18 protein-coding genes are annotated in these 20,421 nt (G+C 61.8%); 11 read left to right on the top strand and 7 right to left on the bottom strand.

What is annotated here, in order from left to right:
- Positions 1-67: 67 nt before the first annotated feature.
- From POM99_RS03225 to POM99_RS03215, 3 genes are all read right to left on the bottom strand, one after another.
- Complete coding sequence (locus POM99_RS03225) at positions 68-2,122, bottom strand: 3-hydroxyacyl-CoA dehydrogenase NAD-binding domain-containing protein (RefSeq protein WP_277275356.1); 2,055 nt, start codon at positions 2,120-2,122, stop codon at positions 68-70.
- A gap of 500 nt (positions 2,123-2,622) precedes the next feature.
- Positions 2,623-3,318, bottom strand: coding sequence for an SDR family NAD(P)-dependent oxidoreductase (locus POM99_RS03220; RefSeq protein WP_277275383.1), 696 nt, complete (start codon positions 3,316-3,318; stop codon positions 2,623-2,625).
- Positions 3,319-3,734: 416 nt separating this feature from the next.
- A complete protein-coding gene (locus tag POM99_RS03215; protein ID WP_277275382.1) occupies positions 3,735-4,556 on the bottom strand; it encodes an SDR family oxidoreductase in 822 nt (273 codons plus the stop codon).
- A 396-nt stretch (positions 4,557-4,952) separates the two neighbouring features.
- Between POM99_RS03215 and POM99_RS03210 the strand changes: the two genes are divergently transcribed.
- The 4 genes from POM99_RS03210 (at position 4,953) to POM99_RS03195 (ending at position 9,429) form a co-directional block, all read left to right on the top strand.
- Positions 4,953-6,101 (top strand): acetyl-CoA C-acetyltransferase, encoded by a 1,149-nt coding sequence (locus POM99_RS03210; protein ID WP_438822984.1) that lies wholly within the window; start codon positions 4,953-4,955, stop codon positions 6,099-6,101.
- A gap of 66 nt (positions 6,102-6,167) precedes the next feature.
- Positions 6,168-6,947, top strand: coding sequence for an SDR family NAD(P)-dependent oxidoreductase (locus POM99_RS03205; RefSeq protein WP_277275354.1), 780 nt, complete (start codon positions 6,168-6,170; stop codon positions 6,945-6,947).
- A gap of 69 nt (positions 6,948-7,016) precedes the next feature.
- The gene (locus POM99_RS03200) at positions 7,017-8,570 is read left to right on the top strand and encodes an acyl-CoA synthetase (RefSeq protein ID WP_277275353.1); all 1,554 of its coding nucleotides are present in this window, start codon (positions 7,017-7,019) and stop codon (positions 8,568-8,570) included.
- Complete coding sequence (locus POM99_RS03195) at positions 8,548-9,429, top strand: SDR family oxidoreductase (RefSeq protein ID WP_277275352.1); 882 nt, start codon at positions 8,548-8,550, stop codon at positions 9,427-9,429. The genes POM99_RS03200 and POM99_RS03195 overlap by 23 nt, the downstream gene beginning before the upstream one ends.
- A 21-nt stretch (positions 9,430-9,450) precedes the next feature.
- On the opposite strand, the gene POM99_RS03190 is transcribed toward POM99_RS03195, so the two are convergent.
- The gene (locus tag POM99_RS03190) at positions 9,451-10,245 is read right to left on the bottom strand and encodes an enoyl-CoA hydratase/isomerase family protein (RefSeq protein ID WP_277275351.1); all 795 of its coding nucleotides are present in this window, start codon (positions 10,243-10,245) and stop codon (positions 9,451-9,453) included.
- A 97-nt stretch (positions 10,246-10,342) separates the two neighbouring features.
- Between POM99_RS03190 and POM99_RS03185 the strand changes: the two genes are divergently transcribed.
- The 4 genes from POM99_RS03185 to POM99_RS03170 all read left to right on the top strand — a co-directional run bounded on the left by POM99_RS03185 (position 10,343) and on the right by POM99_RS03170 (position 13,882).
- Entirely contained in the window at positions 10,343-11,317 is a 975-nt protein-coding gene (locus tag POM99_RS03185) for an NADPH:quinone oxidoreductase family protein (RefSeq protein ID WP_277275350.1), read from the top strand.
- 89 nt (positions 11,318-11,406) lie between these two features.
- Positions 11,407-12,294 (top strand): crotonase/enoyl-CoA hydratase family protein, encoded by an 888-nt coding sequence (locus POM99_RS03180; RefSeq protein WP_277275349.1) that lies wholly within the window; start codon positions 11,407-11,409, stop codon positions 12,292-12,294.
- A gap of 28 nt (positions 12,295-12,322) precedes the next feature.
- Entirely contained in the window at positions 12,323-13,126 is an 804-nt protein-coding gene (locus POM99_RS03175; protein ID WP_277275348.1) for an enoyl-CoA hydratase, read from the top strand.
- Between the two features lie 9 nt (positions 13,127-13,135).
- Complete coding sequence (locus tag POM99_RS03170) at positions 13,136-13,882, top strand: enoyl-CoA hydratase/isomerase family protein (protein ID WP_277275347.1); 747 nt, start codon at positions 13,136-13,138, stop codon at positions 13,880-13,882.
- Positions 13,883-13,932: 50 nt separating this feature from the next.
- On the opposite strand, the gene POM99_RS03165 is transcribed toward POM99_RS03170, so the two are convergent.
- The gene (locus POM99_RS03165) at positions 13,933-14,709 is read right to left on the bottom strand and encodes an SDR family NAD(P)-dependent oxidoreductase (protein WP_279644373.1); all 777 of its coding nucleotides are present in this window, start codon (positions 14,707-14,709) and stop codon (positions 13,933-13,935) included.
- Between the two features lie 102 nt (positions 14,710-14,811).
- Between POM99_RS03165 and POM99_RS03160 the strand changes: the two genes are divergently transcribed.
- Entirely contained in the window at positions 14,812-16,002 is a 1,191-nt protein-coding gene (locus POM99_RS03160; RefSeq protein WP_277275345.1) for an acyl-CoA dehydrogenase family protein, read from the top strand.
- 79 nt (positions 16,003-16,081) lie between these two features.
- Here POM99_RS03160 and POM99_RS03155 read toward each other — a convergent pair whose 3' ends face one another.
- Positions 16,082-17,308, bottom strand: a complete 1,227-nt coding sequence (locus POM99_RS03155; RefSeq protein WP_277275344.1) for an acyl-CoA dehydrogenase family protein — start codon at positions 17,306-17,308, stop codon at positions 16,082-16,084.
- Positions 17,309-17,508: 200 nt separating this feature from the next.
- On the opposite strand from POM99_RS03155, the gene POM99_RS03150 reads away from it, so the two are divergent.
- Positions 17,509-18,645 carry an acyl-CoA dehydrogenase family protein gene (locus POM99_RS03150; protein WP_277275343.1) on the top strand — a complete coding sequence of 379 codons (1,137 nt, stop codon included), beginning with the start codon at positions 17,509-17,511 and terminating at the stop codon, positions 18,643-18,645.
- 200 nt (positions 18,646-18,845) lie between these two features.
- On the opposite strand, the gene POM99_RS03145 is transcribed toward POM99_RS03150, so the two are convergent.
- Positions 18,846-19,742 (bottom strand): LysR family transcriptional regulator, encoded by an 897-nt coding sequence (locus tag POM99_RS03145; protein ID WP_277275342.1) that lies wholly within the window; start codon positions 19,740-19,742, stop codon positions 18,846-18,848.
- Between the two features lie 121 nt (positions 19,743-19,863).
- On the opposite strand from POM99_RS03145, the gene POM99_RS03140 reads away from it, so the two are divergent.
- Positions 19,864-20,415: a carboxymuconolactone decarboxylase family protein gene (locus POM99_RS03140; protein WP_277275341.1), complete on the top strand. Its 552-nt coding sequence runs from the start codon at positions 19,864-19,866 to the stop codon at positions 20,413-20,415.
- The last annotated feature ends 6 nt before the right edge of the window (positions 20,416-20,421 follow it).

Below are 20,421 nucleotides of genomic sequence, written 5' to 3'. Positions count from 1 at the left end.
ACGCCCCTTGCCATCCGGAACCCGTCGAGACCAGGATCCCCGTCCCACCGGTTCCAGGCACTGACAATCAAGGGGTCGTAAAGCGGTCACCGTTCTGCGCCTTTTCAACCAGCAGGGTAGCGGGAGGAATGCCGAGCGCGTTCAGTCCGTCAACGACCTTTTGAAGACCGATGGTATCGGCCCAGAACATCGGACCGCCCGTGTAAACGGGCCAGTTATATCCAAGGATCGCAGCGACATCTATGTCCGAGGCCCGGATCGCGATGCCTTCTTCAAGCAGCTTGGCGCCTTCGTTGACAACCGGGTAAAGCAGCCTCGCCACGATTGCTTCGTCGCTCTGTGGCCCCTTGTTTTCAATACCCTTGTACTGTGCGAAGTCGGCGATTACCTGAGCCGCAACTGGCGAGGGACTGGCCTTGCGGTTTTCGTCATAGTCGTAATAACCACCATTCTTCTTTTGGCCTAGGCGATCAAGCTTGACCAGATCGCCCGAGACAGACCGTTCGACGTCGTCCCGGCCGATAACATCCAGGCCGACAAGGTCGTTCATCTGAAATGGCCCCATGGCGAAGCCGTAGTCGTAGATCGCCTTGTCCACGTCCTGGGGGGTCGGTCCTTCAAGGATCAGCTCATTGGCCTGGACGGCCCGGGCTGCCATAATGCGATTGGCAATGAAGCCCCAGCACACGCGACTGAGAACCGGCACCTTGCCGATGCTCTTGCCCAGCTTCATCGCCGTATTGATAACCTCCTTCGAGGTCTTCTCGCCACGAACGACCTCAAGCAAGCGCATGACATTGGCCGGTGAGAAGAAATGCATGCCCACGACGTGATCGGGCCGGCCAGTCGCAGCCGCAATCTCGTCAAGATCCAGGAAGCTGGTGTTGGATGCCAGGATCGTGCCTGGCTTGCAGATTCCGTCCAGTTTGGAAAAAATCTCTTTCTTGACGCTCATCTGCTCGAACACGGCTTCAATCACCAGGTCGACTTCGCGCAATGCTTCCAAGCCAATCGCTGGCGTGATCAGGGCCATGAGCTGCTCAACCCGCTCCGCTGTCATCCGGCCCTTTTTGGCACTATTCTCGTAATTGCGGCGGACAATGCCGATGCCCCGATCCAGGGCTTCCTGGCTCATCTCGGCCAACACCACAGGAATCCCAACATTCAGGAAATTCATGGTGATGCCACCGCCCATTGTCCCGGCACCGATGACGCCGACTGACTTGACCGGCAGGGTGCCAACATCCTTGCCGATGTCCGGCACTTTCACCGTCTCGCGTTCGGCGAAGAAATAATATCGTTGTGCAAGTGATTCCGGGCTCGCTTCCAGTTCCAAGAACAGTTCCATCTCACGCGCCATGCCCGCATCGAAATCAGGCGCGGTATCCACCGCCGCCTGGATCGCCCGCACGATGTGACCGGGCGCCTTAAAGCCGCGGAACGCACGCGCATTGCGCTTTAGGTACTCTTCAAAGATGTCCGCCGAAGCTTTGGCCTCGATCAGCTTCTCATTGCGATCGCTCACCCGCATCATCGGCTTGCCATCGGCGAGGATATGACGAGCAAAGGAAATCGCATCCTCCCGCAGCTTGCCCTCGTCTGCCAGGGAGTCGATCATCCCCAGTTCCAGTGCCTTCTTTGCCTTGATCGGCTTGCCACCAGTGATGATGTCAAGCGCTGCGGGAACGCCGACAATGCGGGGCAGGCGCTGCGTGCCCCCGGCGCCGGGCAGAAGACCGAGCGAAACCTCCGGCAAACCAACCATCGCGGACGGCACTGCGATGCGATAGTGGCAGACCAACGAAAGCTCGTACCCCCCGCCCAAGGCCGTGCCGTGAATCGCGGCGACGACCGGCTTTGCGCTATTCTCGATCAGACGAAGTATGTCATGCAGGTCGGGCGCAACCGGCGGCTGGCCGAACTCGGAGATATCCGCACCGGCAAAAAACGTCCGCCCGCCGCAGATAAGGACAATCGCTTTGACCGAGCTGTCTGCTGCAAACCTGTTGAAGCCCTCCTGGATGGCTCGGCGGGTCCTTAGGCCCAATGAATTGACCGGTGGGTTGTCGATCGTGACGATGCCGATCTCGCCCTCCACACAGTACGAACCAGCCTCGCTCATGCCCAAACTCCATCAACCTGCTTGATACCAAGCGCGATCGGCTGCCTTTGCCCAGCACCCACAATCCCGCATCAACTTAATCGTATAATTATCTTGAAGCGCAAACGCAATGCGTCATCCACCCTTGCTGGACGGGTCAACAGGCCAATACAGATCGGGTCTGGGCCGCCAACTGATCGGTCTGGTTTAGAATCGCATGGCCGGGTCGAGATGTTGCCTTAGGCACTTCGCGGCAATACGCTCTGGCTGATTGCTGCGGGCCGAACGATGGCGAAGGACAACCGGCGTTTCCAGAATGCAACGGGGTCCACAGGCAATACTTTGCTTCGGCACACGAACGTCCGAACGACTGCATCCCACGATGAAAACCGACGAAGACCTACTGGGCACCGCAGGCCAGTAGTCTACCTTTTCGAATTGGAGGGCTTTCCAGGCCCCTGCCGGGCCCATTCTTCCACCAGGATAGTAGACCAGATCGCGAAAAGCCGGCGTCTGCCCCGTCATGCATTGCGCGCCGTAAGCCCGCCGTCGACGGGCACTATCGCCCCTGTCAGATAGGATGCCGCGGGGCTACAAAAACTGAGCGCGATCTCAGCAATCTCCTCAGGCCGGCCATATCGGCGCAAGGCGGTCCGACGACGGGCGAATATCTCTCGGTCCGCCATGCTGACATCTGCCACGATCCCGGTATCGATTGGTCCCGGGCAGATGCAGTTGACCGTTATACCCTCCTTGCCCAGTTCGACCGCGAGCGACCGGGTCAGCCCGATGACCCCTGCTTTCGCCGCGCTATAGGGTGATCCGAAGGCGGTTGCCCCCAACCCCTCTGTGGATGCGATGTTGAGAATGCGCGGCGCATCAGACTTGCGCAAATGGGCAATCGCTGCATGGACGATCATCGCTGGCGCATCGAGCATAACCTTGATCAGGCGATCCCAGACTTGCAAGTAGGATGGATCATCAATCGCGACTGGCTGGGCCAGGCCGGCATTGTTGACCACGATATCCAGCCCGCCCAACGCTGCGGCCGCTGCTGCGACCATCTCGGGGATCGCGCTTCGATCGCTGAGATCGGCGCAGATGTCTTGCGCCTCGCCACCAGCCTCCCGAATTTCAGCGGCAACCGCAGCGACAGCGGCACCATTCTTGTCGATCACCGCAACCCTTGCACCTTCACGCGCGAATGTCAGCGCCATGGCTCGCCCCATTCCGCTTCCGGCGCCGGTGATAAGGGCCGCGCGGCCCCGGAGTATTTCACCCATTCCGAACTCCTCGCCTTCCCTCGCGTAGGTAGCAGAACAGCCAACCCGCCGCCCAGGCCGTTACCCTGTACAGGTTCATGTCATGGCAGCGAGATCGGCCTGGCCCAACGTATCGAGCTTGCCATTGCCAAGGGCGGACAGATCGCTGCCAGCGACACCTGCCTGGCATTCCACCTACGCCTGCGTGCTTTAAGCTGCGACGCTGGCTCTGCGGAGACGGAAGGGATTGGCCACCTCGTTGGCGTTGCCAGCCAAGACACGATATCGCCACGCTGAAGACCCTTGGCCCCGGCATTGGCGGAATCGTCCACTGCGGCGCACCACGCCCTTCACGCCCTCGCTCACGTCGATCAGTTCCGTTTGGGCGGCGCCAGGGCGTCTGCAGACGCATCGCCCAGAATCGAGCCGCCATCGCAATCGAGTATGGCGCCCGAGATATACTTGGCATTCGCCGATCCCAGGAAGACGGCGAGATCGGCTATGTCGGACTTGGTGCCGTAATCCCGAAGCGGGATGCGGCTCTTCAGCCGCTCGGTGATTTCCGGGTTTGGCGCCAGCCGTGCCATGCCTTCGGTATCGCCGATGGGCCCGGGGGCGATGCCGTTGACGCGGATGCCTGCAGGCCCCCATTCCATCGCCAGCGTCTGGGTCAAGAGATTAACACCGGCCTTGGCAGCGCAGGCATGGGCCTGAAACATGGTGGGTCGTACGGCCTGACCTGCGGTAATGGCGATCAGCGATGCTCCGGGCTTGGCAATGAAGTCATAGCAGCTGCGAAACACGTTGAATGTGCCGATCAGATCGATGTCGATCACTGTGCGGAATGCATTGGTCGAAAGGCCGATGACCGGCGCAAGAAAGTTCCCTGCGGCACCTGAGATGACAACGTCGATGTCGCCATAGGCCGCATGGACCTTTTCGAACGCTTGCAGCACGGCAGCGCTATCACGGACATCGGCTTCCACACCCATCGCAATGCCGCCGCGACTTGTGATCTCCGCTGCAGCCGCGTCGACCCGTTCCTGGCTGCGACTTATGAGGGCAACGCTCGCGCCCAATTCGGCATAACGCTGTGCGATGCCGAGGTTGATCCCGCCGGACCCACCGGCAACAAAAACGATCTGGCCGGTACAGGCCCCTGGCCTGATGATATCTGCGGATTGGGTGGTCATTTCAGTATTCTCCTTACGGGCTGGACGAACGGGGTCGTCATGGCGTGCAGATATCCAAGGCCAGTTCACGGCGCTTTTCCGCGTCACAACCGCCTGCCTCCCCGTGTTCCGTTGACGCAGCTCTGATGTGAAGCGCAATTCAAAACCTAACTAGTTAATTGAAACGAGCTGTCAATCAGACTCGCCCGCTGCAATGAGCATTAGGATGCTACGGTAGGATGCTACGGAAGGCGCTCTCTCAAGCCTTGCAGGCGCGCGATCTCACTCACTCCATCCCAGAACGACCTGCCACATCCATAATTCATTGCTCGATTGATTATATTGACGATGTGATCTAGGCGAGTCTGCACATTGGTATGGCGGGGTACGATCGTGGCGCTATCGGAAGCATATATTGTGGCGGCAACGCGGACCGCCGGTGGGCGGCGGCGGGGGCGGCTGTCCGGCTGGCACCCTTCCGATCTGGCAGGGGCGCTGCTCGATTCACTGGTGGCACGCGCAGGAATCGATGGTGCGGCTGTCGAGGACGTGATCCTTGGCTGCGTCACGCAGGCGGGAGAGCAGTCCCTGCATATCGGCCGCAGTGCGGTGCTGTCTTCCTCTCTGCCGCAGAGCGTGCCGGCCGTCACAATCGACCGACAGTGCGGATCATCGCAGCAGGCGCTGCACTTTGCCGCACAAGCGGTGATGTCGGGCGCACAGGACGTGGTCATCGCCTGCGGGGTCGAGAGCATGAGCCGCGTGCCCATGGGTCTGGCGATCGTGCCCGAAAGCAGCGAGGTCGGTCCCTGGAGCCACAAGGTTCAGGAGCGCTTCGGTGTCAGGGAGTTCAGCCAGTTCGGCGGCGCCGAAATGATCGCACAGAAGTACGGCTTCAATCGAGAGCGTCTCGACGCGTTCGGTTTGCTCAGCCAGCAGCGCGCTGCCGCTGCAACCAAGGCAGGCGCGTTCGCGGCTGAGATCACCCCCATCGAAATCGTCACCGCCGAGGGGAAGCGCGAGATGCATGTCATCGACGAGGGCATCCGCTTCGACGCCACGCCTGAATCGATCGCTGGCGTCAAGTTGCTGGTCGAAGGAGGCACGCTGACCGCGGCGACATCCAGCCAGGTCTGCGATGGTGCCTCAGGGGTGATGGTGGTCAATGAGCGAGCGCTCAAGACCCATGGCCTGACCCCGCTGGCGCGTATCCATGCCATGACCGTAACAGCCGGCGACCCAGTCATCATGTTGGAAGAACCGGTCTTCGCCACCCAGCGCGCGCTTGAGCGGGCCGGCATGAAGATCGACGACATCGACCTTTACGAAGTAAACGAAGCCTTCGCGCCCGTTCCGCTGGCTTGGCTCGAAGTGCTCGGCGCCGATCCTGATCGGCTCAACGTCTACGGTGGAGCGATTGCGCTGGGCCATCCGCTGGGCGCTTCGGGCACCAAGCTCATGACTACGCTGGTCCACGCCCTTCGCGCGCGGGGCAAGCGCTATGGCCTACAGACGATGTGCGAAGGCGGCGGCATCGCCAACGTAACCATCGTCGAGGCACTCTGACCCCATTTTTCAGTAGGCCGCGCCATGTTGCGCGCCCGATGCAGGCACATAGCAGGAGTGATCCAAGTGGAACTGGCAGGATTGGCAGCTGTGGTGACGGGCGGGGCAAGCGGGCTTGGAGCGGCCACTGCGCGCAAACTGGCGGCCGAGGGCGTTAAGGTCGCACTGTTCGACCTGAACGCTGACTTGGGCGAAGCCTTGGCCAGCGAAATTGGCGGTGTGTTCTGCGCGGTCAATGTGACCGATGAAGCCAGCGTGGATGCAGGCTTTGCCAAAGCTCGCGCAGCCATTGGTCAAGAGCGTATACTGGTCAACTGTGCCGGCACCGGCAACGCGATCAAGACAGCCAGCCGCGACCGCAAGACCGGAGAAGTGCGACACTTCCCGCTCGCGGACTTCGACCGGATCATCCAGATCAACCTTGTCGGCACGTTCCGCTGCCTTGCCAAGTCAGCCGCTGGCATGCTGACGCTCGACCCGCTCGACACCGGTGAGCGTGGTGCCATCGTCAATACCGCCAGCGCCGCCGCCGAGGATGGGCAGATCGGCCAGGCGGCTTACTCCGCCTCCAAGGGCGGGGTTGTCGGCATGACCCTGCCAATCGCCCGTGATCTCTCCTCGGAAGGCATCCGCGTCAACACGATCCTGCCCGGCCTCTTCGCCACGCCGCTCATGGAAGCCGCCCCCCAATCCGTCCTTGATGCCCTCGGCGCTCAGGTCCCCTTCCCCAAACGGCTCGGCATTCCTCACGAATATGCCAGCCTCGCACTCGAGATGATCCGTAACCCCTACTTCAATGGCGAAGACGTCAGGCTGGACGGAGCCATCCGCATGGCCCCCAGATAAGCGAGGTTGCGGCGTTTCGTGCGCCGCGAGGCCCCATAAGCATGACAGCCGAAGCTGCGGAGAACCACGATGCATCCCTCGATCCACGCCAGAATCAACCCGGACAAGCCCGCGATGATCATGGCGGAAAGCGGAGTGATGCGAACTTACGGAGAGGTTGAAAGGCATTCGAACCAAGGTGCCCACCTGTTCCGTTCGCTCGGCCTGAAGCCTGGCGACACCATTGCCATCTGCATGGAGAACCGGCCCGAGTTTTTCGAGGTGGTTTGGGCCGCGCAAAGGTCCGGCCTCTTCTTCGTATCGGTGTCAACCAAGCTGCAGATTGCCGAGATCAGCTACATTCTGGAGGATAGCAGCGCTGGGGCCTTCGTCACATCGGCAGCAGTGTCAGACCTGGCGCATCAGGTGGCACAGCAGGTCCGAGGGCTGGCCGTCTTCTCGGTCGATGGTGCTCGTGGTGCCATTCGCGATTATTCGAAGGAATGCAGTTCACTCCCGGCAACCCCGATCGCCGATGAGGAAGCAGGCATCGAAATGCTGTATTCGTCCGGCACCACCGGCCGGCCGAAAGGCATCCGCCCGACTCTCAAGCGCGGTCAGCCGATTACGCTTGAAGATCTCGTCGTTACGGTCGCGACGAAGCTCTACGGGGCGGGTGAGGATACCGTGTATCTATGCCCTGCACCACTCTATCATGCGGCGCCGCTTCGCTATGGCATGGCGATGATGCGGATTGGTGCGACCTTGGTCATCATGGAAAGATTCGATCCAGAATCAGCACTTTCAGCCATCCAGCGCTATCGCGTCACCATGGTCCAGTTCGTGCCCACGCATTTCATCCGGATGCTAAAGCTGCCCCAGTCAGTTCGCGAAGGTTACGATATTGGCTCGCTGAAATCGGTGGTTCACGCTGCCGCACCCTGCCCGGTGCCGGTCAAGGAAGCCATGATGGAATGGTTTGGCCCCATCATCCATGAATACTACAGCGGCTCGGAAGGCAATGGGAGCACCTTCATCTCGCCACAGGAATGGCTGGCGCACAAAGGTTCCGTTGGCCGCCCTATTTCGACGAAGGTCCATATCTGCGATGAGAATGGCAATGAACTGCCTCCGCGCAGCGAGGGTATCATCTATTTCTCCGGTGGTCCCTCATTCGAATATCACAACGATGCCGCAAAGACGCGCGAGTCACTGCACGAAAAGGGCTGGAGCACTTTGGGCGACATTGGCTGGGTCGATGAGGATGGCTACCTTTACTTGACGGATCGCAAGAGCTTCATGATCATTTCCGGTGGGGTGAACATCTATCCGCAGGAAATCGAGAACCTGTTGATCACGCATCCGAAGGTGATGGACGTTGCTGTCATTGGCGCACCCGATCCGGAGATGGGCGAGAAGGTTGTAGCTGTCGTGCAGCCTGGCAATTGGGCCGAGGCAGGCGACGAACTTGCCGCAGAACTCACGCAATTCGTGCGCGACAACCTGAGCCATGTGAAAACTCCTCGCAAGATCGACTTTATGCAACAGCTACCCCGACTGGATACGGGCAAGCTGTATAAACGCCTCATTCGAGACAAGTATTGGCAGCAGGACGGGGCGGATGCTGCCGCCCAGCCGCGCTGACAAGGCAGAAGGACAGATGATGGATATGACCGGACGCGTTGCACTGGTGACGGGTGCTGGCCGTATGCGCGGTATCGGCCGGGCAACGGCGCTGCGCCTTGCCCGGGCTGGAGCCGCGGTGGTCGTATCGGAGTCCCGGCGCGCGCCCGCCAGCTTTCCGGTAGAGGAGAGGGCAGTGGGCTGGCAGGGCGCAGCGTCAGTAGTCGCTGAGATCACGGCTGCCGGGGGTCGCGCAGCTGCTATCGCTTGTGACGTTACGGACGTGGCCGATGTGGAAGCGATGTTCGAGCGGGCGATCACAGAAATTGGTGTGCCCGACGCGATCGTTAACAACGCGGGCACGGCTGGAGGCGCAGGGTCCACACCGATCATCGACATGGACGATGCGCTATGGCACCGGACGATCGCTATCAATCTGGATGGCACGTATCACGTTGCAAAGCACGCTGCACGTGCCATGCGACAGGCAGGCACGAAGGGGGCTATCGTCAATATCTCGTCCCTGGCTGGCAGGACGGGAATGGCGAATTATGGCGCCTACTGCGCATCGAAATTCGCCGTCATCGGATTTACCCAACAATTGGCCCAAGAACTCGTGGCGATCGGCATCAGGGTCAATTGCGTGTGCCCGGGGTCAGTCGATACCGACATGATGGATGGTACGTTCCAACGGACCGCGGAACGAAGCGGTAAGGTGGTTCCGGCCGACGTGAAGCGCGCAGTGGCCAAGGGAATCCCCATGCGCCGCCAAGGTCATGTCGAGGAACAGGCGGCGATGATTGGCTTCCTGTTGAGCGATGACGCAAGCTACATCACCGGACAGACGATCAACGTCGATGGCGGGGTCCGCATGGACTGAACCTGCCAGGCGAACCTGGCGCTAGGGCACCTGATCGAGGCGTTCCTCGCAGGAAATGAAGCGCTCAAGTCTATCAAGTACACCTGGCTCAGCGATTACCGACGCGAAGGTGGGGCCACTTTGCCGCGACGATAGGCCGTCGCGAAAACTGCGCATGATGGCCGTTACGGCAGCGGGATGGCGATGAGCGATCGCATCTGCCAGATCGAGCGCAGCAGCGAATGGGTCGTCCGCCACTTCATCTACAATCCCTTGGGCATGGGCCTCGACCGCATCGAGTACCGAACCGCGCAGGACGTGCAGTCGAGCCTGGTGCATACCGATCAGTCGCGCCAGCCTCACCATGCCCCCCGCCCCGGGGATGATGTCGATCCGTATCTCCGGCAGACCGATGGCCTTGACATTTCGCCCCGCGATGCGCGCGGTGCAGGCAAGCGCTATCTCAAGCCCACCACCCATGCAAATTCCGTTGATCGCGGCGATCACCGGCTTCTCAGCCCGATCCAGTCGCTCGACCAGATCAAGGAAGGGGTTGTTCGCGAAATCGGCTGGGGCAATCCGGCCCTCAGCCAGAGCTGCTGCAGCCCGCCCTATGCCCCGAACCTCGGCGTGCCGGATGAAGACGTCTGGCTGCGCGCCGACAAGAACAATGGCGCGGACATCGTGGTCGACAAACGCATCCGCCAAGACGGTCAGCAACTGGCGGGCGCCCTTGGCAGCGATGCAGCCATCCGGGGGATTCTGGATGCGCACGATCCGCACATGGCCGCGTTGCTCGATCGCGATCAGGTCGTTTTCGGAACCCCGGATGATCATTGCGACGCCCTCATTTCAAACTAATTACCCAATTAAATGTCTTGGCAGAGGAGTCAAACCTGCTAACCGTTTTCCCTGATCTTTCGAGGACGGGATGATGCAAGCGGTTGAGATCAGAGCCCTCGCGGATGATCTTGCGGGTGTGCGTTTGGCGGATGTCCCGGCACCAAGGCCTGCCGCTGACCAGCTCCTGGTGCAAGTCAGGGCGACCTCGCTCAACTTTCCGGACCTGCTGATGACGCGCGGCGCTTATCAGTTCAAACCCGCGCTTCCTTTTGTGCCGGGCATGGAGGTGGCGGGACTTGTTGCCGAAGCGCCAGAGGGGTCACCATTTCGTGTCGGCGATCGGGTATTTGGCGGGATGCGCTTCGGGGGTATGGCTGAATATGCCTGCCTCGACATCGCCGCAGCCCAGGTGATCCCCGCAAGTATGGATTTTGCCACGGCAGCAGCGTTTGGAGCCGCCTATGGCACGGCGTGGACCGCGCTCGTGGAGATCGGCGGTCTGCTTCAGGACCAGTGGGTATTGATTCACGGCGCAAGCGGCGGCGTGGGCATGGCCGCAGCCGACGTCGCCCAGGCACTGGGCGCCCGCGTCATCCTCACGTCTGGCAGCAAGGAAAAAATGTCCGCCCTCGAAGCAACCGGCTGGGCCCGTGCCGTGCTGCCCGCCGATGGCCGCTTCCGTGACCAGGTTGCGGAGCTGACAAACGGCCAGTTGGCAGACCTTGTTTTCGATCCCGTCGGTGGCGATGTGTTTGACGAGAGCACGCGCTGTGTGGCGTTCGGAGGCAAGCTTCTGGTCATCGGATTTGCCGCCGGGCGCATACCCACGGTCGCCACGAACATTCCACTGATCAAGGGGTTTTCGCTCGTCGGAGTCCGCGCCGGCGAATATGCGCGCCGCTTCCCCGAGCGCGGTCGTGCAGTCCGGGAGTCCCTGCTCGGCCTCGCGGAGCAAGGCAGGTTTTCGCCGCGAGTTGACCGCGTTCTTCCGCTGTCCCGCTGGCGCGAGGCATTCACCGCCATGGGCAATCGAGAGATCATCGGCAAGATCGTGCTTCAGCCATGAACCCGGCCGGCCCCGCCCCATCCTCTGCGACCGCTTTGCTTGCCACAGTCACGCCGAAGCTGCGCCCGCAACATTGAACGGAGATCGAAATGCAGTTTGAAGCCATCCGGTATGAAGTCGCAGACAACATCGCCACGATCACGCTGAACCGGCCCGACAAGCTCAACAGCTTCACGGAGCAGATGTCGCATGAACTCATCGCCGCGTTCGACCTGACCGACGCGGACGACGACGTGCGCGCGGTCATTGTCACTGGCGAGGGACGCGCTTTTTGCGCGGGCGCGGATCTGTCGCTGGGGGCAGCAACCTTTGACTATGCGCAGGGCGCAACCGACGGCCCAGTGCGGCCGGACGGGTCGATCGACTGGAGCCACCAAGGTGTGCGTGATGTCGGTGGGCTTACTTCGTTGCGCATCTACGATTCGCTAAAGCCCGTGATCGGGGCCATTAACGGGCCCGCTGTCGGCATCGGCATCACCCTTACGCTGCCGATGGACATCCGGATGGTGGCACGGGGGACCAAGATCGGCTTCGTGTTCGCCCGCCGCGGCATCGTGCCAGAAGCAGCGTCCAGTTGGTTCCTGCCGCGTCTCGTCGGGATCAGCCGCGCGGTGGAATGGTGCGCGACGGGTCGGGTATTCGCCGCCGAAGAGGGGCATGACGCAGGGCTCTTCCGCTCGATCCACGAAGCGGCTGACCTGATGCCTGCGGCCCGCGCACTCGCCGCCGAAATCGCTGCGTCGGCCCCCGTGTCAGTCGCCCTCGCCCGCAAGATGATGTGGCAGGGCCTGTCGATGCAGGTGCCGATGGAAGCGCATGTCATCGATAGTCGTGGTGTCTATTTCCGCGGCCGCAGTGCCGACGCAAAGGAAGGCGTGACCAGTTTCCTGGAGAAGCGCGAGCCAGTCTATACCGACCGGGTTTCAGACGGCATGCCGGAATGGTTCCCTTGGTGGCCCCAAGCCAGCTGGAAGTGAGAACCGTGCGCGAACTGGTGATCATACAATGACTGAAGCGCTTGTCTTGGTGGAGCGCGCCGGTCGCTGCGCCATCGTCACCATGAACCGGCCCAAAGCAATGAACGCCTTGTCGCGGGCGTTGCGCCGCGATTTGTCAGCAGCGATCAAGGCACTCGATGCCGATGACGGTGTCGACGCGATCGTCCTGACGGGCGCGGGGACCCGCGCCTTCACCGCTGGCCTGGACTTGAAGGAACTGGGCTCTGATCCCGCTGCCTTGGGCGAAGCCAATGGAAACGAGAGGCCGGAGGATCCGGTTGCGGCCGTGACGGCCTGCTCGAAGCCGGTCATCGGTGCAGTCAACGGCGTAGCCATCACCGGCGGTTTTGAACTGGCGCTGGCTTGCGACATCCTGATCGCATCGGACAATGCCCGCTTTGCCGATACGCACGCACGTGTTGGCATCATGCCGGGCTGGGGCCTTTCGCAGAAGCTGTCACGCGCCATCGGTCTGTCCCGGGCCAAGGAATTGTCGCTGACTGGCAATTTCATTGATGCGAGAACCGCGCTGGCGTGGGGCCTGGTCAACCGGGTCGTCCCCGCCGAAGACCTGATCCCTCTTGCCTGCGCGATCTGCCAGGACATGCAGGGCGCCGACCAGTCATTTCTGCGCGCCTATCTCAAGCTGATCGACGAGGGCTATGCGCTGGCCTTGGGCGACGCGACCGCACTCGAACAAGCTCGGTCACGAGCCCATAACGCACAGGTCAGCCCGTCCTCAGTCGAAGACCGCCGGCGCGCGGTACAGGATTGGGGTCGCGATCAGCCAGGCTCGTTGCCGACAATCTAAGGAACCATCATGGCCGAAGGCCTCGTAACCCGCCACGACGACGGTGCCTTGTGCACTCTGACGCTCAATCGTCCCGACAAGCTCAACAGCATCAACAATGCAATGTTCGTTGCATTGGACCGGCACGTTCGTGCCATCGCCAGTGCCGGCGCAGAGATCGGCTGCGTCGTGCTCCGCGGGGCGGGGCGATGCTTCTCGGCCGGCCATGACCTGGGCGATATCGCGACTGGCGAAGCACAGGACTTCGGTTTCGAATCCCGCGTGATCGAACGGTTGGCAAATCTGCCACAAGCCGTGATCACCGCAATTCACGGGCATTGCTACACCGGCGCGCTTGAGCTCGCGCTTGCCGGAGACATCATCCTCGTTTCCGAATCGGCCCGCATTGCGGATACGCATGCGAAATGGGCCCTGACACCCGTTTGGGGCATGTCTCAGCGGCTGCCCCGCCGTGTCGGATTTGCGAAGGCACGCGAGATGATGTTCACCGCCAAGTCCTACACCGGCGCCGAAGCGGCAGCGATGGGCCTGGCCAATGCCTGCTTTGCCGACGATCGCTTTGCTGATGAAGTGGCGGCCTTCGCGAACAGCATTCTTGCCAACTCTGCCTTCAGCATTGCCGGGTACAAAGCGCTGATGGCCGAAACCGACGCCATGCCGATGACGATGGCCCTTGCCCATGAAGTGCACAACACGAAGGGTGTCGGGCCCGACATGCACGAACGGATCGCCCGCTTCTCCAGCCGCAAGGCATAGTCGGGAAGCGTCCCTCTCCATTGGGTTCCCGCCGGTCGGCGGGCACCCAATCACCGCGGCAATTGGCCGTCATCAACTTTGATGATGGCGCCCGTCACCGCGTCTGACGCCGGCGAGGCCAGGTATAGCAGCGTGCTGTCCAGCTGCGCCGGGTGGGCGAGCCGTTTGCGTGGCATCGCATCAATGAAGTCGGTGCCGATCCGGCTGATCATACCGCTCATCATCTCCGATTCGAACGATCCGGGCGCAATGCAGTTCACGTTGATGCCGCGGCTTGCCCATTCCACCGCCAGCACCTCGGTCATGCGCGCAATTGCAGCCTTCGTGATCGAATAGATCGATGCGCCCTTCACGGCATATTGGAATGCAGCCATGGACGAGATGTTGATGATCCGCCCCGGCAACCCGTTTGCCATCAGCCGGGCCGCAACCTCTCGCGCCAGCACGAAGGGCCCTTTGACGTTGAGATCGAAAACCTGATCGATCAGCTCCAGCGGAATCTTGGTTGCCAACTGCGCATCCGGCATCCCTGCATTATTGACCAGGATCGTGATCGTCCCCAGTTCCGCTTCCACCTCGACAACTGCCGCGGCCAGAGAAGCCAGATCCGTGACATCCATCACCGCGGCATGCGCGGTCCCGCCCGTCGCGCGGATCTCCTGCGCCACCTCGTCCAGCTTATCACGCCTCCGCCCGGCAATCGCCACTTTCGCCCCCGCATTCGCGAGGACATGGGCAAATCGGCGGCCCAGCCCCGAAGTGGCGCCGGTCACCAACGCCGTCTGCCCGGCCAGGTCTTGCGAAGCATTGGGTAGCGCGAATGACATCTGGATCTCCTGAGTCCGGGCGCGTACGCGCCTTCAATCAAACAATTGATCAACTCCGGCGCGGATGGCAAGGTCGTGTGCAAGTTTGCGAAGGAGATGGCATTGGATTTATCGCTTCCGCCCGAGCTGGAGCATTTCCGGAACGAGGTTCGCGAGTTTTTCGCAACGGACTATCCTGCCGACCTGATCGCCAAGGTCCGTGAAGGCATTCTGCTGAACCGCGACGACCATGTGCGCAATCAGCAGGCGCTCGCTTCGCGCGGCTGGCTGGCGACCAACTGGCCCAGGGATCATGGCGGGCCCGGCTGGGATGCAGCCCGGCGCTACGTGTTCGAGGAGGAGGCCGACCGCGCCGGCATCCCCACGATCATGCCGATGGCAATCATCTATGTTGCGCCGGTGATCTACACATTCGGGACCGACGCCCAGAAGCGCCGCTGGCTGCCTGATATCCTTGCCTCCCGCACGCTCTGGGCACAGGGCTATTCCGAACCCGAAAGCGGCTCTGATCTGGCCAGCCTGAGCATGTCAGCGGTCCGCGACGGCGATGACTATGTGCTCAACGGCAGCAAGATCTGGACATCCTACGCCCAATGGGCCGACTGGATTTTCTGCCTCGTCCGCACTTCACGGGAAAAGGCGAAGCAGGCAGGCATCAGTTTTCTGTGCGCCGAAATGAACAGCCCTGGCATCACCATACACCCGATCATCTCGATCGACGGCGTTCATCACCTGAACCGGATCGACTTCGAGAATGTTCGGGTCCCCGTGGACCAGCGCATCGGAGAAGAGGGCAAGGGCTGGCATTATGCGACATTCCTGCTTCAGGGCGAACGACTGTCCTACGCCCACGTCGCCCGCAAGCGCGAAGCGATGAAGCTGCTGCACCGCATGGCCCGCGATACGCCGGCAGACGGCTGGGGCACGTTGGCTGATGATCCGAACTTTGCCGCAAGGATGGCGCATTGCGATATCACCATCGACCTGCTCGACATTGCTGTGATGCGCGCGTTGACGGCCGGCCAAGATGTCCCCGCCGCAGAAGTATCATCGCTCAAGATCGTCGCGACCGAAGCTGCGCAGCAGATTGACGAGCTGTTCGTCGATCTTGCTGGAACGGCGGGCCTGCCTTTCCCGGACAGGACAACCCCGGGCTGGACTGCAACGATGCCACTCACCCCGCGCTTCGGCCCGGTTTCCATGGCCAGCTATCTGTTCCAGCGTGCCGAAACCATCTTCGGCGGCGCAACGGAAGTGCAGAAGAACATTGTCTGGCGCTCGCTGGGCGGCTGACCCACCTTGCGTGTTGGCCCGGTGGCGATGGGCAAGCTCTGAAACCTTGCCCATCGCTACAAGAACGCAACGCCTGAGATCAGTCGTCGCCTTGCGCCACATATTCGGCGATCTTCAGCTTGCCCAGCTGCGACATATGGACTTCGTCCGGGCCGTCCGCGATGCGCAGATAGCGATTGAGCGTGAAGTAATAGGCCATGGGAAAATCGTCGCTGACCCCGCTCGCGCCATGCACCTGGATCGCGCGATCGGCTACGGTCTGGGCCATTTGCGGCGCGACCACCTTGATCGCCGCGATGAGGTCGCGCGCAATCTTGTTGCCAAACCGGTCCATGCTGTCCGCAGCCTTCAGCGTCAGCAAGCGCGCCATCTCCACTTCGCAGAAACTGCGCGCGACATCCTGGCGGATACTGCTCTGGTCGGACAGCTTCTTGCCAAATGCGACGCGGTTTTCGGCCCGGCGCGCCATGTGCTCAAGCGCGCGCTGCGCCTGGCCGATCGACCGCATTGCATGGTGAATGCGGCCCGGTCCCAGCCGGCCCTGCGCGATCTCGAAGCCCCGTCCCTCGCCGAGAATCAGGTTCTCCTTCGGTACGCGCACGTTGTCGAAGCGCAGTTCCCATTCGCCGCCCGGGGAGTTCATCGAACTGAACACCGGCATCGCCCGGACCTTGCTTATGCCGGGCGTATCGGCTGGCACGATGATCTGCGAATGCTGGGCATGGCGGGGCGCGTCGAAATGGGTCTTGCCCATCACTATGTAGACCTTGCAATCCGGATGCGCGGCATTGGAAATCCACCATTTGCGTCCGTTGATCACATAGCCATCGCCATCAAGCTGGATCGAGGTTTCCAGATTGGTTGCATCCGAAGACGCCACCTGGGGTTCGGTCATCACATAGGCTGAGCGGATTTTTCCGTCGAGCAGCGGCTTCAGCCAGCGCTCCTGCTGCTCGGGGCTGCCATATTTGGCGAGGACTTCCATGTTTCCGGTGTCGGGCGCAGAGCAGTTGAAGACCTGCGGCGACCACGGCACGCGCCCCATCAGCTCGGCAAGCGGCGCATACTCCAGGTTCGTCAGCCCCGGACTGAACGCACCGTATTCGTGCGGCAGGAACAGGTTCCAGAGACCGGCCTCGCGGGCCTTTTCCTTCAACGCCTCCATCCCCGGCCATTCCTGCCACAGGTTGTCCGGGTGATGGACGAAATGGTAATAACTCGTCTCGTTTGGATAGACATGCTCCTTCATGAAGGAGGCCACTCTTGTGAGGAGGTCCTTGACCTTTTCGCTATGCTGGAAATTCATTGGCAACCTCCATTTGACCCGCGCCGGCGGCGGACTCGCAACGGTCCGGACACAGGCTGATCACAGAACACCTGGCCCGAATTAATTGCGTGATGAACGAAGTAAATTGCATCTTGGCCCGCCTGTCCAGTGGCCATCGCTCTTGCTCAATCGATTATATAACTCCATAAGGCGCCGAGCTAGGCAAGGACGAGCGCCCGATGAATTTCAATCTCAGCGAAGAGCAGGTCATGTTGCAGGACGCGATCCGGCGGTTCCTGCGCGAGAATTACAGCTTCGAACAGCGGCGCACGCTCATTCAAGACGCGGCATCCCATCCGGCGATCTGGCAGGCGATTGTCGATCTCGGCATCCTGGGCGCCGCGATTCCCGAGGCGCTCGGTGGTTTGGGTGGTGGTGCGGTAGAGACCATGGTCATTGCCGAAGCCATGGGTGAAGCGCTCGTCACCGAACCTTATCTCGAAACTGCCGTCATCGGCGGCGGCTTGCTCAAGCGCCTGGACGGCCGCGCCGCCGACCTGCTCGAACAACTGGTGACGGGAGCGGCCAGGTTCGCATTGGCCACGGGCGAACCCACCTCACGCAACAGCCTGAACCATGTCGCCACAACCGCACGCCGAGATGGCGATGATTGGGTCCTGGACGGCGCAAAGTCCGTGGTCGAGGGCGCGCCGGGGGCAACCCACCTGCTGATCACCGCCCGCACCGCCGGCTCCATCCAGGACCACGACGGCATTTCGCTGTTCGTGGTGGAACGCGGCCATCCTGCAATCGTCGAACATGCCTATCGCCTGATCGACGACCGCGGGGCCGCGGATATCGAAATCAAGGGCTTGCGGCTGAAGAGCGACGCGCTGCTCGGCGGCGAAGGCACTGCCCTGCCCCTGCTGGAGCAGGTGCGCGACGAAGCGATCGCCGCCCTTTGCGCGGATGCCGTCGGAGCCATGCGCCGGATGCTGCAGGACACCATCGCCTACACCAAGCAGCGGCGCCAGTTCGGCCAGGCGCTGGCTTCGTTCCAAGTGCTGCAGCACCGCATGGTCGACATGTACATGGCGATCGAACGAGCCGTGTCGGCGGTCTATCTTGTCACGCTCAAACTGGATTCCCCGCCCCGCGAACGTGCCATGGCGGCCTCGGCAGCCAAGGCCACCATCGCCGAAACCGCGCGTTTCGTAGGGCAGAATGCGGTGCAGCTGCACGGTGGCATGGGCATGACCGACGAACTTGCGGTCGGCCATTACTTCAAGCGCGCCACCGCCATCGAATCGCGGTTCGGCTCGCGCGATTTTCACCTTCGCCGTTACGCCGAACTCTCGCTTGCCCCCGCGGGCTGAACCGCCGCTCATCATGTCCAGCCCCATTGCAGTAACCAGCATTGCCAAGCTGGCCGGAATCGGTTCGCGTTCGTAACAGGCCAGCCGCGTGGTGGCTGGCCATGGCTCCTGGTCAATATGGCCGGAACCATCTGCTTGGCCGTCAGCCGGTCTATCGCTCCTGAACCTGGAAACGGTTCCGTGCATTGATCGGCAGTCTCTTACTGCTCCATCCTCGCCCGCAGCCTTGGCGATGCGAAGTCCAGGAAGGCACGCAGCTTCAGCGGCATGACTGGCTGGGCATTGTGGATCATCTGCACCGGCTGCCGTGCCGTCTCGAAAGGCTCGAGCACCTTGACCAGGAGGCCTTCGGAAATGGCGGACGCAGCCTGGTAAGACAGGACCCGGATAATGCCGGCGCCCGCAATTGCCGCGTCAAGAGCGCCGCCGGCGGTGTTGACCGAGAAGCGGGAGGAGATTGCAACCTGTTGGGGCCCATCCGCGCTGGCGAAGGTCCATCTGCTGTCCGCATGCAGCCGCTCGAACCCGATGCAGTCGTGACGAGCGAGGTCTGCCGGCGTGTCCGGTACACCGCGCGCGGCGAGGTACGCCGGGCTGGCGCAGGTGATCCAGCCTACCGAGCCCAGCCGCGTTGCCATCAGCCCGCTATCGGATAGCGTCCCGATCCGCACCGCCACATCGATCCGGTTCTCGACGATATCGATGAAATAGTCGGCCAGCGTCAGGCGGATGCCGATCTCGGGGTAAGCCCGCAGGAACGCCAGCACGACCGGTTCCACATGCATCTGCCCGAACATGACGGGCGCCGTGATGGCCAGCTGGCCGCGCGGAGTGCGGTATTCGCCGGCGGCGAGGCGTTCGGCATCGTCAAGTTCGTCAAGGATGTGTCGGCATGAAGCGACGTAGGAACGTCCAGCGTCCGTCAGCAACAGCTTGCGGCTGGTCCGCACCACCAGCTGGACCCGCAAGTGCGCCTCAAGCTCGGAGACACGGCGGCTTACAGTCGGCAACGGCACGCCCAGCTTGCGCGAAGCGGCCGAGAGACTGCCGCCGTCGATCGCGGCGACAAGCGTCCGCATGGCCTCAAGCCGATCCATTGATACTTCCATTTTCCGGAAGGAAGGGTTGCCAGCAAGCTGGATACTGCAAAATTCAGGAAGGTTCTAGGACTTCTTCAGCGGCCGATCCCCGGCCTCTGGCAATACAAGGACCTGACCGATGCCCCGCATTACCCAGCCAGCCTCCATCGCCGAAGCCCCTGCCGCCTCCCAGCCCCTGCTCGAAGCGGTGGTCAGGCAACTCGGCTCGGCGCCCAACCTGTTCCGCCTCGTCGCCACCAGCCCGCAGGCTCTGGATGGTTATCTCGCGCTGTCGGGTGCGCTCGCCAAGGGCGCACTGCCGGCCCAGACCCGCGAGCGCATTGCCCTTGCGATCGCCGAGATCAACGGCTGCGACTACTGCCTGTCGGCCCACACGTACCTCGGCAAGAACCTCGCGAGGCTCGACGATGCAGAGATTGCCGCCAACCGCAATGGTGCGTCGAACGATCTCAAGGCAGATGCCGCCGTACGCTTCGCGGCAAGCGTGGCTCGCTCACGCGGCCATGTCGACGATGCGGATTTCGCCGCGGTAAAGCTCGCCGGCTATACCGATGCCCAGATCGTCGAGATCGTCCAGCACGTGGCGCTCAACACCTGGACCAACACCTTCAACAACGTGTTCCAGACCGAGATCGACTTTCCGATCGTCACCGCCCGCAAGGCTGCCTGATCGGAG

This window comes from Novosphingobium cyanobacteriorum (assembly GCF_029436685.1).
Taxonomy (GTDB): domain Bacteria; phylum Pseudomonadota; class Alphaproteobacteria; order Sphingomonadales; family Sphingomonadaceae; genus Novosphingobium; species Novosphingobium cyanobacteriorum.
The sequence above is the reverse complement of the archived record's forward strand: the minus strand, read 5'-3'. Positions and strand labels throughout refer to the sequence as shown.

Excerpts from the sequence above, each read along its gene's own strand:
- POM99_RS03145 (WP_277275342.1), bottom strand. The coding sequence starts at position 19,742 with ATGGATCGGCTTGAGGCCATGCGGACGCTTGTCGCCGCGATCGACGGC.
- POM99_RS03170 (WP_277275347.1), top strand. The coding sequence starts at position 13,136 with ATGGCCGAAGGCCTCGTAACCCGCCACGACGACGGTGCCTTGTGCACT.
- POM99_RS03180 (WP_277275349.1), top strand. The coding sequence starts at position 11,407 with ATGCAGTTTGAAGCCATCCGGTATGAAGTCGCAGACAACATCGCCACG.
- POM99_RS03175 (WP_277275348.1), top strand. The coding sequence starts at position 12,323 with ATGACTGAAGCGCTTGTCTTGGTGGAGCGCGCCGGTCGCTGCGCCATC.
- POM99_RS03155 (WP_277275344.1), bottom strand. The coding sequence starts at position 17,308 with ATGAATTTCCAGCATAGCGAAAAGGTCAAGGACCTCCTCACAAGAGTG.
- POM99_RS03165 (WP_279644373.1), bottom strand. The coding sequence starts at position 14,709 with ATGTCATTCGCGCTACCCAATGCTTCGCAAGACCTGGCCGGGCAGACG.
- POM99_RS03140 (WP_277275341.1), top strand. The coding sequence starts at position 19,864 with ATGCCCCGCATTACCCAGCCAGCCTCCATCGCCGAAGCCCCTGCCGCC.
- POM99_RS03215 (WP_277275382.1), bottom strand. The coding sequence starts at position 4,556 with ATGACCACCCAATCCGCAGATATCATCAGGCCAGGGGCCTGTACCGGC.
- POM99_RS03220 (WP_277275383.1), bottom strand. The coding sequence starts at position 3,318 with ATGGCGCTGACATTCGCGCGTGAAGGTGCAAGGGTTGCGGTGATCGAC.
- POM99_RS03195 (WP_277275352.1), top strand. The coding sequence starts at position 8,548 with ATGCTGCCGCCCAGCCGCGCTGACAAGGCAGAAGGACAGATGATGGAT.
- POM99_RS03190 (WP_277275351.1), bottom strand. The coding sequence starts at position 10,245 with ATGATCATCCGGGGTTCCGAAAACGACCTGATCGCGATCGAGCAACGC.
- POM99_RS03185 (WP_277275350.1), top strand. The coding sequence starts at position 10,343 with ATGCAAGCGGTTGAGATCAGAGCCCTCGCGGATGATCTTGCGGGTGTG.
- POM99_RS03200 (WP_277275353.1), top strand. The coding sequence starts at position 7,017 with ATGCATCCCTCGATCCACGCCAGAATCAACCCGGACAAGCCCGCGATG.
- POM99_RS03150 (WP_277275343.1), top strand. The coding sequence starts at position 17,509 with ATGAATTTCAATCTCAGCGAAGAGCAGGTCATGTTGCAGGACGCGATC.
- POM99_RS03225 (WP_277275356.1), bottom strand. The coding sequence starts at position 2,122 with ATGAGCGAGGCTGGTTCGTACTGTGTGGAGGGCGAGATCGGCATCGTC.